13 protein-coding genes are annotated in these 16,005 nt (G+C 59.0%); 10 read left to right on the forward strand and 3 right to left on the reverse strand.

The genetic code is table 11. From position 1 onward, the window contains the following. The first annotated feature begins 110 nt into the window (after positions 1-110). From ACZZ0Q_RS12440 to dusA, 4 genes are all read left to right on the forward strand, one after another. Positions 111-869, forward strand: coding sequence for an EAL domain-containing protein (locus ACZZ0Q_RS12440; RefSeq protein WP_463542108.1), 759 nt, complete (start codon positions 111-113; stop codon positions 867-869). 353 nt (positions 870-1,222) lie between these two features. Further along, a complete protein-coding gene (locus tag ACZZ0Q_RS12445) occupies positions 1,223-2,494 on the forward strand; it encodes a RidA family protein (protein WP_463542107.1) in 1,272 nt (423 codons plus the stop codon). Positions 2,495-2,679: 185 nt separating this feature from the next. Next, a complete protein-coding gene (locus ACZZ0Q_RS12450; protein ID WP_463542106.1) occupies positions 2,680-2,949 on the forward strand; it encodes a YceK/YidQ family lipoprotein in 270 nt (89 codons plus the stop codon). Between the two features lie 94 nt (positions 2,950-3,043). Next, a complete protein-coding gene (dusA, locus tag ACZZ0Q_RS12455; RefSeq protein ID WP_463542105.1) occupies positions 3,044-4,045 on the forward strand; it encodes a tRNA dihydrouridine(20/20a) synthase DusA in 1,002 nt (333 codons plus the stop codon). A gap of 45 nt (positions 4,046-4,090) precedes the next feature. Here the strand turns inward: dusA and ACZZ0Q_RS12460 are convergent, their stop codons facing one another. Next, positions 4,091-5,113: a zinc-dependent alcohol dehydrogenase family protein gene (locus ACZZ0Q_RS12460; protein ID WP_463542104.1), complete on the reverse strand. Its 1,023-nt coding sequence runs from the start codon at positions 5,111-5,113 to the stop codon at positions 4,091-4,093. A gap of 186 nt (positions 5,114-5,299) precedes the next feature. On the opposite strand from ACZZ0Q_RS12460, the gene ACZZ0Q_RS12465 reads away from it, so the two are divergent. The 5 genes from ACZZ0Q_RS12465 (at position 5,300) to tal (ending at position 13,497) form a co-directional block, all read left to right on the forward strand. After that, the gene (locus ACZZ0Q_RS12465) at positions 5,300-6,223 is read left to right on the forward strand and encodes a LysR family transcriptional regulator (RefSeq protein WP_463382580.1); all 924 of its coding nucleotides are present in this window, start codon (positions 5,300-5,302) and stop codon (positions 6,221-6,223) included. 227 nt (positions 6,224-6,450) lie between these two features. Continuing rightward, positions 6,451-7,695, forward strand: coding sequence for a multidrug efflux RND transporter periplasmic adaptor subunit MexE (mexE, locus tag ACZZ0Q_RS12470; RefSeq protein WP_122498427.1), 1,245 nt, complete (start codon positions 6,451-6,453; stop codon positions 7,693-7,695). A 42-nt stretch (positions 7,696-7,737) separates the two neighbouring features. After that, positions 7,738-10,911: an efflux RND transporter permease subunit gene (locus ACZZ0Q_RS12475; RefSeq protein ID WP_463542103.1), complete on the forward strand. Its 3,174-nt coding sequence runs from the start codon at positions 7,738-7,740 to the stop codon at positions 10,909-10,911. Beyond that, positions 10,908-12,332, forward strand: coding sequence for an efflux transporter outer membrane subunit (locus ACZZ0Q_RS12480; RefSeq protein ID WP_463542102.1), 1,425 nt, complete (start codon positions 10,908-10,910; stop codon positions 12,330-12,332). Before ACZZ0Q_RS12475 ends, ACZZ0Q_RS12480 begins: the two co-directional genes overlap by 4 nt. 238 nt (positions 12,333-12,570) lie before the next feature. Continuing rightward, complete coding sequence (gene tal, locus ACZZ0Q_RS12485) at positions 12,571-13,497, forward strand: transaldolase (protein ID WP_463542101.1); 927 nt, start codon at positions 12,571-12,573, stop codon at positions 13,495-13,497. Between the two features lie 62 nt (positions 13,498-13,559). On the opposite strand, the gene rssC is transcribed toward tal, so the two are convergent. Beyond that, complete coding sequence (rssC, locus tag ACZZ0Q_RS12490; RefSeq protein WP_122498421.1) at positions 13,560-14,042, reverse strand: anti-sigma factor antagonist RssC; 483 nt, start codon at positions 14,040-14,042, stop codon at positions 13,560-13,562. A 61-nt stretch (positions 14,043-14,103) separates the two neighbouring features. Further along, the gene (rssB, locus tag ACZZ0Q_RS12495) at positions 14,104-15,288 is read right to left on the reverse strand and encodes a two-component system response regulator RssB (RefSeq protein WP_463542100.1); all 1,185 of its coding nucleotides are present in this window, start codon (positions 15,286-15,288) and stop codon (positions 14,104-14,106) included. 208 nt (positions 15,289-15,496) lie between these two features. Here rssB and ACZZ0Q_RS12500 point away from each other — a divergent pair, with 208 nt between their 5' ends. After that, positions 15,497-15,796 carry a PilZ domain-containing protein gene (locus ACZZ0Q_RS12500; protein ID WP_122498417.1) on the forward strand — a complete coding sequence of 100 codons (300 nt, stop codon included), beginning with the start codon at positions 15,497-15,499 and terminating at the stop codon, positions 15,794-15,796. Positions 15,797-16,005 lie beyond the last annotated feature (209 nt).

The raw sequence follows: 16,005 nt of genomic DNA on the forward strand, positions 1-16,005 counted from the left end.
AAAAACTGACCGACCCTTTCCGCATCTGCTACGGTCCAAATTTCGTCACAATAGAGAAAAGCCGGACATCGTTCCGGACGTTATCCCTGGCCAATTTGGGTTTTTTCGCCATGACTACTCAACCAAACAAGCCTGGCTGCGACGCTTGTCGCGACGGTGCAGCGCTTGAGTTCGACTTCACAATGGCTTTCCAGCCAATCGTTAACCTGCGCGAACGCGACGTGTATGCCTACGAGGCACTCGTTCGCGGGACCGACGGCAGCGGCGCCGCCTCGGTGCTCGGGCGCGTCAACGACCAGAACCGCTACGCCTTCGATCAGGCGTGTAGGGTGAAGGCTGTAGAGCTGGCAAGTCGCCTGCAAATGCCCTGTTTGCTGAGCATCAACTTTCTGCCCAATGCCGTGTACAAAGCTGCCACGTGCATTCGGGCCACGCTTGAGGCTGCGCGGCGTTTCAACTTTCCCACCGAGCGCATTATTTTCGAGCTCACCGAGGGCGAAGAGCTGGTCAACAAAGACCACCTGAAAGAAATCGTCACCGAGTACCACAAACACGGATTTCGCACCGCCATCGACGACTTCGGCGCCGGCTACGCTGGACTTAACCTACTCGCCGAATTCCAACCCGACATCATCAAACTCGACATGGCTTTGGTGCGCGACATCGACAGCCATCGTGTCCGCCAGGCAATTGTTGAAGGAATAGTTGGCGTTTGCCGGGCGCTGGATATTGAAGTGATTGGCGAAGGTATTGAGTCGGTTGGTGAATTGCGCCATTTGCAATCGCTGGGCATCAACCTGTTCCAGGGCTACCTGTTCGCCCGACCGGGTTTTGAGGCGTTGCCAACGGTGCAATGGCCGGAGATTTGAAGGCCAAATGTTGAAACGGGTGGTTTGAAGCATTTGGACTGTGCGACTTTTCCGGCGATCCACCTGCGCCGTTTAGGAAAGTCGCTCTTTTATAGAAAAGGCTTTCGCGCCAACTGCATGTTGGATCTATGCAGTAAGGAATTTCCCACAAGTCTCTCAGGATTTTCCCGCCGAGTTCTAAAGCTATCGTACATAGCGCACCGAGTGATCACCTCTACACTCTGCTCATCCGAACGGGTCCTTCGATTTATTTAACTACCCGCGCGACTAACTCCGCGACCGGAAACGCAGTGGCATTGAGATAAACAAACTGACCACTGCATTAATTTCCTATGTAACAGGTGAGCGCTATCATGACTGGCTATAACGAAGTACTGGCAAGAAACCCGCAAAACGCTGCCAAGCCTATCGGCCCATACTCACAAACCGTCGCCTTTTCCCATTACAACAATGTGTCCGCCCAGCTACCAATTGATCCGAACACCGGAAACTTGGTATCCGATGACATTCGCGCACAAGCCGAACAGTGCTTTAACAATCTTAAAGATATCGTCACTGGCATTAATCACAGCCTGGACGATGTAGTCAGAATTACCTTGTTTCTTCAAGATATGTCTGATTTAGATATTGTTAACTCGGTGTACGCTGACTTCTTTCCCTATTACGTTCCCGTCGTAACAGTCGTTGGCGTCGCCGCGCTGCCAATGGGCGCGGCCGTGCAGGTGGAAGCCCTTTTGTCGAACGGCGAAGGCACCATTCCCCAAGCGCCTCAAGCCGGTGACCTGATTAAATCGGCGACCGATGTCGAGAACGCTCCCGTAGATTCGTTGTCAGCGCAAACGGTCGCCTTCTCGCACTACAACAACCTCTCCGCTCAACTGCCTATCGACCCGGCAACGGGCAAGTTGGTCTCTGGTGGAATCAAGGAACAAGCGGCGCAATGTTTGAACAATGTTAAAGCCATTCTACAAGGCATTGACGTTCCGTTCGATGACATCGTCAAAGTTAACATTTTTGTTAAAAACCTCAGCGACATCCAAGCAGTAAACGAGGTTTACACCACGTTCTTCCCAGACTCGGCCATTGCACGCACCGTTGCTTATGTGCCGGCCCGCACTGTAGTTCCGGTTGCTGGCTTGCAGTTCGAAGCACTGGTTCAAGTCGAAGTTGTTGTATCGCACGGTGACGGTACGCCGCCACAACTCGTAGAAGATCGCCACGGCATTGTTATTAAAGCCAACAACACTTCACGCGCACCGACCTGCCCATTCTCGACGCAAACTGTAGCGTTTTCCCACTACAACCACCTTTCGGCACAACTACCGATTGATGCGGCAAATGGCAACTTGGTGCCCGGCGGTATCATGGCGCAAGCAGCTCAGTGCTTGAACAATATCAAGGTCATTATTGAAAGCATCGGCCATGTCATGAATGACGTCGTCAAAGTTAATATCTTCCTCAGCAATATTGATGACATGGCTGCGGTGGATGAGGTGTACGGCAAGTACTTCCCAGGCGGCATCCCTGCCCGCCGCACAGTAGGTGTGTCCGAGCTACCACTGGGCGCGCTTATCCAGATTGACGTTGTAGTCGCCAACGCCGAAGGCACCCCGCCTAACGCGTAATTGGCTGTTCCGCTGTTTGCTGAAGGCGGATTAATCGGTCCTGATTAATCCGCCGCACTTGTCCCGCCACGTCCCCGCAAAAAATAACGATCAGCCAAAACTTCAAACGTCGCGACAATCACGCATTTAATCCCCTGCTCAATGCTAGAGTCTCGCCCCTGGATCATTTAGGGAGTTCGGTGCGCATGCGCATGGTGATAACGGCAACAGCGCTGGCAATGCTGGCGGGTTGTTCGACTGTTTCGGAAACGTTCGGCGACAGCCACCACTGCGGTATTCATCCCTATTGCGGCTCTGCCGTTGACCTGATGGTCATCAAAGGCGCAACGGAAGAAAACGCTGGCGTCATGGTCGTTCTCGCACCCATCGCTGTAATCGACCTTCCCTTCAGCCTCGTGGCTGACACGCTGGTACTGCCCTACACCCTCCTGCATACCGAAACCGACGAGCCATAAGGTCAAGCCCCATACCTCCCGGCCGCGCGCCATCGGAACCCGGGACTATTCCTGATAGACTCCCCGCCCCGAAACTGTCCCCCAGACACCGACGATGACCGCGCCATTCGTACCCGCTCAAGCCGAACCATCCCGCCGCTTCTCCGTGGCACCGATGATGGATTGGACTGACCACCACTGCCGCTACTTCCTGCGCCTGCTGTCGAAACACGCCCTGCTCTACACCGAAATGGTCACCACCGGCGCGTTGCTGCGTGGCGATAATCCGCAGCGTTTTCTTCAGCACGACGTGGCCGAGTACCCGTTGGCGTTGCAGCTGGGTGGCAGCGTGCCGGCCGAGCTGGCGGCGTGCGCACGCATGGCGCAGGAGGCGGGTTATCAGGAGGTGAATCTGAATGTGGGCTGCCCGAGCGATCGGGTGCAGAACAATATGATTGGCGCCTGCTTGATGGGCCATCCGGCGTTAGTGGCCGATTGTGTGAAGGCGATGCGTGATGCGGTGTCGATCCCGGTGACGGTGAAACACCGCATCGGTATCGATGGTCGCGACAGTTATGCCGAGCTGGTGGATTTTGTCGGTCAGGTGAAAGAGGCCGGTTGCCGCAGTTTCACGGTGCATGCGCGCATTGCGATTCTGGCGGGCTTGTCGCCTAAGGAAAACCGTGAGATTCCACCGCTACGCTACGACGTGGCGGCGCAGTTGAAGGCGGATTTCCCGGAGCTGGAGATTGTACTCAACGGCGGCATCAAGACGCTGGAGCAGTGCCAGGAGCATTTGCAAACGTTCGATGGCGTGATGCTGGGGCGCGAGGCCTATCACAATCCGTATTTGCTGGCGCAGGTGGATCAGCAGCTGTTTGGCAGCGACGCGCCGGTGATCAGCCGACTTGAAGCGCTACAGGCGCTGCGTCCTTATATAGCGGCGCACATAGCCAGCGGCGGTGCGATGCACCACGTGACGCGGCATGTGTTGGGGTTGGGACAGGGGTTTGCAGGAGCGCGGAAGTTTCGCCAGCTGTTGTCGGTCGACATTCATAAAGCGACCGACCCGCTCGCCTTGCTCGACCAGGCGGCCGAGCTGCTCAAGGGTAGATAAGCCCTACCCTGGCAAGCCAGCCATGCTGGCCTGCCGCTTCCTTCGTTACTCGTTTACTTCGATAACCACACGGCCCTGTTTTGGGCATTTTTCCATGTAGTGATGCGCTTCGACGAAGTCGTTGAAGGCGAACACCTTCTCGACTCGCGGTTGCAGCACCCGGTCGCGGGCCAGTTGGTTCAACGCTGTCAGCGCGTTGGCCACTGCTTCCTGATCCGGCGGAATATCCAACTCCGGCTTGCCAGTAAAGTTACCGATGCAATGCACGAAGAACTGAATGTTCTTTTGGAACGCGGCGCAGGCCGGGAATGGCGTCTGGTTGCCGCCTTGCAGGCCGTACAGCACCAGGCGGCCACGCGGCGCAATGACATCGCCGAGCAGGCACATTTGCGGACCACCCAAGCCGTCGAGCACCACATCCACACCGCGGTTATCGGTGTATTTGTTGATGGCGGCGACCAGGTCTTGCTCTTCGGTGACGATCACTTTGTCAGCACCCAGCGCCATCAGCGACTCGCGGTCTTCAGGGTCTTTAGTGGCGGCGACAATACGCAGCCCCAGCGCTTTACCCAATTGCACAAAGGCAGGACCCGAGCAGTGCGACGCATCGGTGATCAGCACGGTTTGCCCGGCTTTGGCTTTCGCCAGTTCCACGTAGGCAAAGTAGGCAATCAGCAGCGGCGTATAAAAGCCGCTCGCCTCGACCGCGCTGAGCACGTCATCGGGGTAACGGGTCAGCGACTGGCGAGGCAGCACCACTTCATCGCCGTAGCCGGGATATTGGTTGGCGCTATGGCCGGGAAAGCTGGCGACCTTATCGCCCACTTTTAAATCGTCTACGCCCGCGCCGACGGCAATCACCACACCGGCCACTTCCTGGCCGATGCCGGCGGGAAGATGCGCAGGAGATGGGGCCAGGTTCTGGCGCCAGAGCACGTCGTGCCAGCTCACGCTGATGGCTTCAACCCGCAGCAATACCTCTCCGGCCGCCGGTTGTGCGGTAGGTTGTTCTTCCAGCTTCAGGACCTCAGCTGGGCCGAACTGATGGAAACGGATTACACGGGACATCGCTCACCTCGCATGTGGACTCCCAATGGCCACGGACTTTATCGGGGCTTTACTATCAAAACCACCCGCGTCTATCGATAGTCGACATAAATACCAATGATGGCCGGCCTTGACGCCAGCCTCGCCGCCCTTCAGCCTTTCGCTCCAGGAACCGCACTAGAGCACTCAGGTACAGGGTAGCGCTGAATGAATCGTAACGACCTACGCCGCGTTGATCTCAACTTACTGATCGTGTTCGAAACGCTGATGCATGAACGCAGCGTGACGCGGGCGGCGGAAAAGCTCTTTCTGGGCCAGCCCGCCATCAGTGCGGCGCTTTCAAGGCTGCGCAGTCTATTCGACGACCCACTCTTTGTGCGAACCGGTCGTAGCATGGAGCCCACGGCGCGCGCTTCAGAAATCTTCGGCCTGCTCTCGCCTGCGCTCGACTCCATCTCCACCGCCGTCAGCCGCGCTTCGGAATTCGATCCGGCCACCAGCACCGCTGTCTTCCGTATAGGCCTCTCGGACGACGTTGAGTTCGGATTGCTTCCTGCCCTGCTACGCCGCGTGCGCGCCGAAGCGCCTGGCGTGGTGATTGTGGTGCGGCGCGCCAACTATCTATTGATGCCCAACTTGCTGGCTTCCGGCGAAATTTCGGTGGGCGTGAGTTACACCGATGAACTGCCGGCCAACGCCAAACGCAAAACCCTGCGCAAAAGCAAACCGCAGTTGCTGCGAGCAGACTCGGCGCCGGGCAAGTTGACCCTGGACGAATATTGCGCGCGGCCCCACGCGCTAGTGTCGTTTGCGGGCGACCTCAACGGCTTCATCGATGAAGAGCTGGAAAAGGTCGGGCGCAAACGCAAAGTGGTACTCGCGGTGCCGCAGTTCAATGGCTTGGGCACGTTGTTGTCGGGCACTGACCTGGTAACCATCGTGCCCGACTACACCGCCGCCGCACTCACCGCCACCGGCGGCGTGCGGGCCGAAGATGTGCCCGATGGCATACCCGCGCGCTCCTTTGAACTGTCGATGGCCTGGCGCGGCGCGCAAGACAACGACCCGGCCGAGCGCTGGTTGCGCTCGCGCATTCAGATGTTCGTGGCCGACCCGGATAGTTTGGTGTAACCCGGTTTTCTGTAGGAGCGGCTTTAGCCGCGATTGCCGCAGCGGCATTTAAAAGCATCGCGGCTGAAGCCGCTCCTACAGTTCGAAAAATTGTCTGAACTATTACCGTCAGATGAACTAAACATCATTCATATTGATATCCAACTTCGGCTTGTTCGATTCGTCTGACGTCTCAATAGGCCATCACACTCCGCCCATTCTGAAAAACCTATGGCGGAGTCTCACCGATGCAACAGTCCCTTTTAGCCTTGCGTTTCCCCCTAGCCGCCCTCGCCCTGGTGATTATCAGCGCGTGTGGCAAGGCGCCCGAAGCCACTGCGCAGATGCCCGTGTCCAAGGTCAGCGTTGCCGAGGTGCTGCAACAACCGATCAATGAGTGGGACGAGTTCACCGGCCGCCTGGAAGCACCAGAAGCCGTCGACATTCGCCCTCGCGTTTCCGGCTACATTGACAAGGTCGCGTTCACCGAAGGTTCGCTGGTGAAGAAAGGCGACTTGTTGTTCCAGATCGACCCCCGCCCGTTTGAAGCCGAGGTGCGCAGCCTGGAAGCCCAGCTGCAACAAGTTCGCGCCAACCTGAGCCGCACCGAGAACGAAGCGCGTCGTGGCGAACGTCTGCGTGCCAGCAACGCCATTTCTGCGGAATTGGCTGACGCTCGCACCAGTGCCGCCCAGGAAGCCCGCGCTGGCGTGGCGAATATCCAGGCGCAACTGGAAAACGCCCGCCTTAACCTGAGCTTTACCCGCATTACGTCGCCAATCGATGGCCGCGTCAGCCGTGCCGACATTACCGCCGGCAACCTGGTCAACGCCGGGCAAACCCTGCTCACCAGCGTGGTGTCGACCGACCGCGTCTACGCCTACTTCGATGTCGATGAGCGCGTATTCCTCAAATACAACGAGCTCGCCCGCCAAGGGCAACGCGGTCAGAACAGCCCGGTGTACTTGGGCCTGACTGGCGAAAACGGCCATCCGCACCTGGGCCAGATGAACTTCGTCGACAACCAGGTCAACCCCAAAACCGGCACCATCCGTGGCCGCGCTGTGTTTGATAACGCTGACGGTCGCTTCACCCCTGGCCTGTATGCCCGCCTGAAACTGGTTGGCAGCGGCACCTACAACGCCACCCTTATTAACGACGAAGCGGTTGGCACCGACCTCGGTAAAAAGTTTGTGCTGGTGATCGACGCCGAGCACAAAGCCGCCTACCGCGCCGTTGAGCTTGGGCCGAAGCTGGAAGGCTTGCGCATCGTGCGCAGCGGCCTGGCCAAGGGTGACCAGATTGTGGTGAAAGGCCTACAGCGCGTGCGCCCTGGTTCGCCGGTCGAGCCTCAGGTAATTCCGATGGCCAGCGATGAAACCATCAACGCCCTGGCGCAACAGCGCCAAGCCTTGGAAAACAACAATGCGGCTCAAGCCAAGAACGACAAAGTCGTGCAGAAGCTTGCCAGCACCGCTCCGGCACGCGGCTAAGCCCGTTAGTTAACAGCTCTTGGGCTTAAAGGATTATTAACGATGAATTTTTCCCAGTTCTTCATTCAACGGCCGATCTTCGCAGCAGTGTTATCGCTGCTGATCTTGATCGCGGGCGCCATCTCGCTGTTCCAGCTGCCGATCAGCGAATACCCGGAAGTGGTACCGCCTACCGTCGTGGTTCGCGCCAACTTCCCCGGCGCCAACCCGAAAGTAATCGGTGAAACCGTTGCCGCACCGCTGGAACAGGCGATTACCGGCGTTGAGAACATGCTGTACATGTCCTCGCAGTCGACCGCCGACGGCAAAATCACCCTGACCATCACCTTCGCCCTGGGCACCGACCTGGACAACGCGCAGGTGCAAGTGCAGAACCGCGTGACGCGTACGCAGCCCAAGCTGCCGGAAGAAGTGACGCGCATCGGTATCACGGTCGACAAGGCATCGCCTGACTTGACCATGGTGGTGCACTTGACCTCGCCGGATAAGCGCTACGACATGCTGTATCTGTCCAACTACGCCTTGCTCAATATCAAGGACGAGTTGGCCCGTCTCGGCGGCGTGGGTGATGTGCAGCTGTTCGGTATGGGCGATTACTCGCTGCGCGTGTGGCTCGACCCGAACAAAACCGCCTCGCGCAACCTGACCGCCACCGACGTGGTTAACGCCATTCGCGAACAAAACCGGCAGGTGGCCGCCGGCCAACTCGGCGCACCGCCCTCGCCTAGCAGCACCAGCTTCCAGCTTTCGGTGAACACCCAGGGCCGTCTGGTGAGTGAGGAAGAGTTCGAAAACATCATTATTCGCTCCGGCGAAAACGGTGAGATCACTCGCCTGAAAGACATCGCGCGCATCGAACTGGGTTCCAGCCAGTACGCCCTGCGCTCGCTGCTGAACAATGACCCGGCCGTGGCCATTCCGATCTTCCAGCGTCCCGGCTCCAACGCCATCGAGATTTCCAACGAAGTGCGTGCGGCCATGGAAGAGCTGAAGAAAGGCTTCCCGGAGGGCATGGACTACAGCATCGTTTATGACCCGACCATTTTCGTACGCGGCTCCATCGAGGCAGTGGTACACACGCTGTTCGAAGCGCTGATTCTGGTGGTGTTGGTTGTAATCTTGTTCCTGCAAACCTGGCGCGCCTCGATCATTCCGTTGGTGGCGGTGCCCGTCTCGCTGATCGGTACGTTTGCCGTCATGCACTTGTTCGGCTTCTCGCTGAACGCGCTGTCGCTGTTTGGCTTGGTACTGGCCATCGGTATCGTGGTGGACGACGCCATCGTGGTGGTGGAGAACGTCGAGCGGAACATTGGCTTGGGCTTGACCCCGATCGAAGCCACCAAGCGCGCCATGCGTGAAGTAACCGGTCCGATCATCGCCACGGCGTTGGTGCTCTGTGCGGTATTTATTCCGGCGGCATTTATCTCCGGCCTTACCGGTCAGTTCTATAAACAGTTCGCCCTGACCATCGCCATCTCCACCGTGATTTCGGCATTCAACTCGCTGACCTTGTCGCCAGCGTTGGCCGCTGTGCTGCTGAAAGATCACAACGCGCCGAAGGACCGTTTCTCTAAGGTGCTGGATAAGTTGCTCGGCGGTTGGTTGTTCCGTCCGTTCAACCGCTTCTTCGACAAAGCCAGTCATGGCTACGTCGGCACCGTGGCGCGGGTTATTCGCAGCAGCGGCATCGCCCTGGTGATTTACGCCGGTTTGATGGTGCTGACCTACGCAGGCTTCTCGTCGACGCCAACCGGTTTCGTCCCGGCGCAAGACAAGCAGTACCTGGTGGCCTTCGCCCAATTGCCGGACGCCGCGAGCCTCGACCGTACCGAAGCGGTGATCAAACAGATGTCGGAAATGGCCATGCAGCAACCCGGTGTTGCCAACGCCATCGCCTTCCCCGGCCTGTCGATCAACGGCTTCACCAACAGCCCGAACAGCGGCATCGTGTTCGTGGCCTTGAAAGACTTCGACGAGCGTAAAGACCCGAGCCAGTCGGCGAGCGCCATTGCGGGTGCCCTGAACGGCAAGTACGCCGGCATTCAGGAAGCCTACATGGCGATCTTCCCGCCTCCGCCGGTTCAAGGCCTGGGCACCATCGGCGGCTTCCGCTTGCAGATCGAAGACCGTGGCGGCCTGGGTTACGAAGAGCTGTACAAGGAAACGATGAACATCGTTGCCAAGAGCCAGAACGTGCCTGAGCTGGCCGGGTTGTTTACCAGCTACCAAGTGAACGTGCCGCAAGTTGACGCTGCCATCGACCGTGAAAAAGCCAAGACCCATGGCGTGGCCATCAGCGACATCTTCGACACCCTGCAGGTGTACCTGGGCTCGCTGTATGCCAACGACTTCAACCGCTTTGGCCGCACTTATCAGGTCAACGTGCAGGCAGAGCAGCAATTCCGCCTGGAAGCCGAGCAAATTGGTCAGCTGAAAGTGCGTAACAACCTGGGCGAAATGATTCCGCTGGCGACCTTCCTGAAGGTCAGCGACACCTCGGGCCCGGACCGCGTGATGCACTACAACGGCTTTATCACCGCAGAGATCAACGGCGCCGCCGCACCGGGTTACAGCTCGGGCCAAGCGGAAAAAGCCATCGAGAAACTGCTGAAAGATGAGCTGCCAAACGGCATGACGTTCGAATGGACCGACCTGACGTATCAGCAAATTCTCTCGGGCAATACCGCGCTGTTCGTGTTCCCGCTCTGCGTATTGCTGGCCTTCCTGGTATTGGCCGCCCAATACGAAAGCTGGAGCCTGCCATTGGCGGTGATTCTGATCGTACCGATGACCCTGCTGTCGGCCATTACCGGGGTGATTATTTCCGGAGGCGACAACAACATCTTCACCCAGATCGGCTTGATCGTACTGGTGGGCTTGGCGTGTAAGAACGCGATTCTGATCGTCGAGTTTGCCAAGGATAAACAGCTGGAAGGCATGACCCCGCTGGCCGCCGTATTGGAAGCATGCCGCCTGCGTCTGCGCCCGATTCTGATGACCTCGTTCGCCTTCGTGATGGGCGTGGTGCCCCTGGTGTTTTCCAGCGGTGCCGGTGCCGAGATGCGTCATGCCATGGGCGTGGCGGTGTTCTCCGGCATGCTCGGGGTGACCTTCTTCGGTCTGCTGCTGACGCCGGTGTTCTATGTATTGATCCGTAACTTCGTGGAACGCCGCGAAGCGCGCAAAGTTCGCCTGCTGGAGGCACACGCATCATGAGTTTGAAAGCCTTCACCCCTGCCCTGTTGGCACTCGCGCTAAGCGCCTGTGCCGTGGGCCCGGACTACAAAGCGCCGGAAACCGAAGCGGCGAAACTCACCGCCGCTCAAGGTGACGCCAATCAGGGCAAGTACGACCGCAGCAACTTTGAAGTGACTTGGTGGCAGCAGTTCGACGACCCGACCCTGAACCAATTGGTCAGCCAGTCGTTGCAGGAAAACCGCGAATTGCGCGTGGCGTTTGCCCGCCTGAAAGCGGCCCGCGCCATTCGTGATGACGTCGCCAATGACCGCTTCCCGGTGGTCACCAGTCGCGCCAGCAGCGAGAACGGCAAGGCCCAGCAGCCGGGCGTCACCGACAGCCGCGTGCGCAATGAACGCTACGACTTGGGCCTGGACATGGCCTGGGAAGTGGATTTGTTCGGGCGCATTCAACGTCAACTGGAAGCCAGCGACGCTGAGCAGGATGTTGCCGAGGCCGAGCTGTATCAGCTGCAGGTCAGCCTGATTGCCGAGCTGGTCGATGCCTATGGCGAACTGCGCGGTGCGCAACTTCGCGAGGGTATCGCCCGCAGCAACCTGAAAAACCAGCAAGAGTCGCGCGACCTCACCGACACCATGCGCGAAGCCGGCGTTGGCAGCGAATTGGATGTGCTGCGCGCCGATGCGCGCCTGGCGGCCACCGAGGCCACCTTGCCGCAACTGCAAGCTCAGGAAGCCCGCTCTCGCAACCGCATCGCCACGCTGCTGGGGCAACGGCCTGAGCAATTGACCGTGGATTTAAGCCCGCGGGCGATTCCAGCGATTGCCAAAGCGTTGCCCATTGGCGACCCGGCCGAATTGCTGCGCCGCCGCCCTGACGTGCGAGTTGCCGAACGGCAACTGGCTGCGGCCACCGCCAACGTCGGCGTCGCCACCGCAGACCTGTTCCCGCGGGTAAACGTGGCCGGCTTCCTAGGCTTTACCTCGGCACGCGGTTCGCAGCTGGGCTCCTCGGCCGCGCGGGCCTGGGGCGTAGCGCCGACCATCAGTTGGGCGGCGTTCGATCTGGGCAGCGTAAGGGCCCGCTTGCGCGGTGCTGAAGCGGATGCCGACGGCGCCCTGGCGAACTACGAGCAGCAAGTGCTGGTGGCGTTGGAAGAATCGGAAAACGCCTTTACCGACTACAGCAAACGCCAGGAACGTCTGATTTCGCTGCTGCGTCAGAGCGAAGCCAGCCGCGCCGCTGCCGAGCAGGCATCGATTCGCTACCGCGAAGGCACCTCCGACTTCCTCGTGCTGCTGGACGCCGAACGCGAGCGCCTGGCGGCTGAGGATGCTCAGGCGCAGGCGGAAGTGGACGTCTACCACGGCATCGTGTCGATCTATAAAGCCCTGGGCGGCGGCTGGCAGGCCCCGGCAACCGTGGCCTCCCGCTCATAACAGTGCTCGCCCCGTAGGAGCCAGCTTGCTGGCGAACCCTGGAAACTCCGAATACGGCGTTTGCGCGGTTCGCCAGCAAGCTGGCTCCTACGAGCGCATCGAGCGCAGCTGTATTCGTCGGGAAACTGGCGCCTTTCACGCACAACGTCAAAAACACCGCTGAATGTCACGCGCCAGCCGTTGAGCGCGACTGGCGGCTCGGGTAAGGTCTAGCCATCCGTTACCACAAGGCCGCGCCATGACCTCCAAGCTCGAACAACTCAAACAGTTCACCACCGTGGTTGCCGATACCGGCGACGTCGATGCGATTGCCCGCCTCAAGCCGGTGGATGCCACCACCAACCCTTCCCTGCTGCTTAAAGCTGCCGCTATGCCGGGTTACGCCGAGCTGCTGAATCAGGCCGTGGCCGATTGCAACGGCGACCTGGGCCTGGCCAGTGACCGGTTTGGTGTGGCCGTCGGTCAGGGCATCTTGAAAGTGATTCCGGGGCGTATTTCTACAGAAGTGGACGCACGCCTGTCGTTCGATACCGAAGCCACCTTGCTGCGCGCCCAGCGCCTGGTCGATTTGTACGACCGCGCCGGCATTGGCCGCGAGCGCATCCTGATCAAAATCGCCGCCACCTGGGAAGGCATTCGCGCCGCTGAGCAACTGGAGCGCGCGGGCATTCAAACCAACCTCACCCTGCTGTTCTCCTTCGCTCAGGCGGCCGCCTGTGCTGATGCCGGCATTTTCCTGATTTCGCCGTTTGTAGGCCGCATCTACGACTGGTTCAAAAAGGCCGAAGGCCGCGACTTCGTTGGCGCTGAAGACCCGGGCGTGAAGTCGGTGACGCGCATTTACAACTACTACAAGGCCAACGGCTACGACACCGTGGTGATGGGCGCCAGCTTCCGCAACCTCGGCCAGATTGAGCAACTGGCCGGCTGCGACCGCCTGACCATCAGCCCCGAGCTGCTGCAGCAACTGGCCGATGACACGGGCTCGCTGGAGCGCGTACTGCGCGACGGGAATCCGGGTGAACCGAAGCAGGTGCCGACCGAGAGCAGTTTCCGCTGGGCGCTGAATGAGGAAGCGATGTCCACCGAGAAGCTGGCCGAAGGCATTCGCCAGTTCGCCCGCGACCAGGAAAAGCTCGAAGCCCTGCTCGCCGCCAAACGCTGAAATGCAAAACGCGCGAGGGCTTAGGCCGCTCGCGCGTTTGTTTGGTGCCGCTTGAACCGGCGTTAGCCGCGCTCGAGGGCGTTAACCAGATCGTGGAACTCTTCACGATTCGACTCGTTCAGGCCCATCAGAATACGGTGCGCTTCCAGCACCTTGGCCTTCACCACTTCTTCGGATTGATCTTGCGAGGGCAAGTCCGCCAGGCTGCCTGGGCAGGCCAACGGCTGGTCGACGATATTGAACACCTGATCAAAACCCATCGATTGCAGCAGCCGGGTGATGTCGGCGTGGGTGGTGACCACGGTGGGCAGCAGGCCGACTTTCTGGCGCGACAGAATAGACAGCTTGGCCAGCAGGCCGAGTGTCGTGCTGTCGATGCTGCGGGTTTCGGTGAGGTCGATGACGATGGCGGAGAAATTCAACGCAGTGAAAATCTTCTCGATCGTGGCATCTAGTGCGGAACAGAGCGTCAGGCGCACTTCGCCCACGAACTTCAGAACGAACGTGCCGTTCTGCTCGGCAAACTGAATTCGACCGGTACTCATGCCACTGTACCTTTATCGTTTATGCGGCTCATAACACTCATGGGGCGCGCGGTCATACAGATCATGCAAGGTTCCTGCTTAACACCAGCAAGGCAATATCATCTGGCATCTCTGAGAGATTGGCCAGCCCAAGCACCTGGCGCAAGCCATCCAGGCTGCCACCCGCCGTGCATACCAACTGAGGGAGCAACGCTTCCTTTTCTTTGAGTGTATCGCTCGGCAAAAGGTCCAAAATGCCGTCTGAAAGCAGGGTCAGGCTGAATGATTGGGGCAAATCGATCACGTGATCGCTGTAGGTTGCCTCATCAAACAGCCCCACCGGCAGGCCGCGGCCTTCCAGGTAGTGCGCCGTGCCTTCGCTGTACATGATCGGCAGCGGCAAATGCCCACCGATGCTGTACGTGAGCTTGCCACTCTGCTCATCAATCACGCCGCCCAACATGGTGACGTGTTTGCCGAGCTTGCAATTGATCAACCCGCGATTGATGTGGCCTAGCACATCAGAGGGTTTGAATTCGGGTAACTGCCCGCCACGGCGCGATTCGTACAGCAGCCGCGTGGTCATGAATTTCAGCAGAACCGTGATAAACGCCGACGACGCGCCGTGGCCCGAAACGTCGGCCAGGTAAAAAGCAATGCGGTGGTCATCGAGGCGGAAGTAATCAACGAAGTCGCCCGACAGATACAGCGAAGGGATGATCTGGTGCGAGAACTCCAACCCATCAACGCTCCACGGCGTGACCGGCAGCATGTTCATCTGCACCTGGCGACCGGCGTTCTGGTCTTCTTGCAGCAAATTCAGGCTGGCTTGCAGCTCGCGGTTGGCGACTTCGAGTTTTTCCCGGTAACGCTGGTTTTCGATACGCAGATTGGCGCGATCCAACGCACGGCGTACCGAGTGCTCCAGCACGGCCAGATCTTCGAGGGGTTTGATCAGGTAATCGGCGGCGCCCAAACGCAATGCTTCAACGGCATCGCTCATCACGCCAGCGCCGGAAACGACGATAACGGGCGTCTGCACTTCAAGTGCATTTATGCGGCGAATGAGCTCAAGGCCATCGACTTGCGGCATGCGCAAATCGCAAATCACCAAGTCAGGTTTCTCCTGCTCGAAGATCTGCAAACCCTGCAAGCCGTTGCTAGCTTGCAAAACGCTGAAGCCACTGTCTTCCAAGTAAGCGGCCAAACTGGCGCGCACTACTTCGTCGTCATCAATAATCAGCAGCGAGGCACTGGAATTGTGCATGGGGTACCAGGCAAACGGCGCCAGGGGTGGTTGGCGTGTACGTCAGGCCGATCAGCCGGGACGCGTGGACGGTCAAGGCGCAGACGGTACTCCCATCCGTGCGGCGATTCAAGCGTACGCCGATCATCGTCTGACGCCTTTACAGGCGAAAGAGGGCAAGGTTATAAGAGCCGTCGGAGAGTCCAATAAAAACCACAGGAGCGGGTCGATGAGCCAAAGTGATCATGCCTACACCGAGAAACGCGACTACATCCGTATGCGCTTGGAAGCACCCGTCACCTTGAAACACGGCGGCCGCGACATTCCCGCCCTCTGCCTCGACTTGTCCAGCACTGGCATGCAGTTAGAAGCCGAAAGCGACGCCAAAGTGGGCGACAAGGTTCGCGTCCACATCGCATCGGAACACAACGAATTACGCGGCCTCGACGCCGAAGCCGAAGTCATCCGCGCCAGCGCATTGGATGGCGGCAAACAATCGCTGGGGTTGGCCATTCTTTCCATGAAGTAACCCCCGCATCCATCAACGAAAAAGGCGACCCTCAGGTCGCCTTTTTCGTTTTGCCCTTTCAATAGCCGCATCACGCCGACCCAGATCGAGCGAGCTAGAGCGGAGCAAGGCGCAAATGGCCTTTCAAGCGCAGTGGGCTGTAGCCCATGAGCATTGAAAGTGTGTTTTTAACGCCGCCCCGCCGACGCGCAGCCGATCGTTTAGCTAAC

It is taken from the genome of Pseudomonas sp. AC070 (assembly GCF_979258635.1).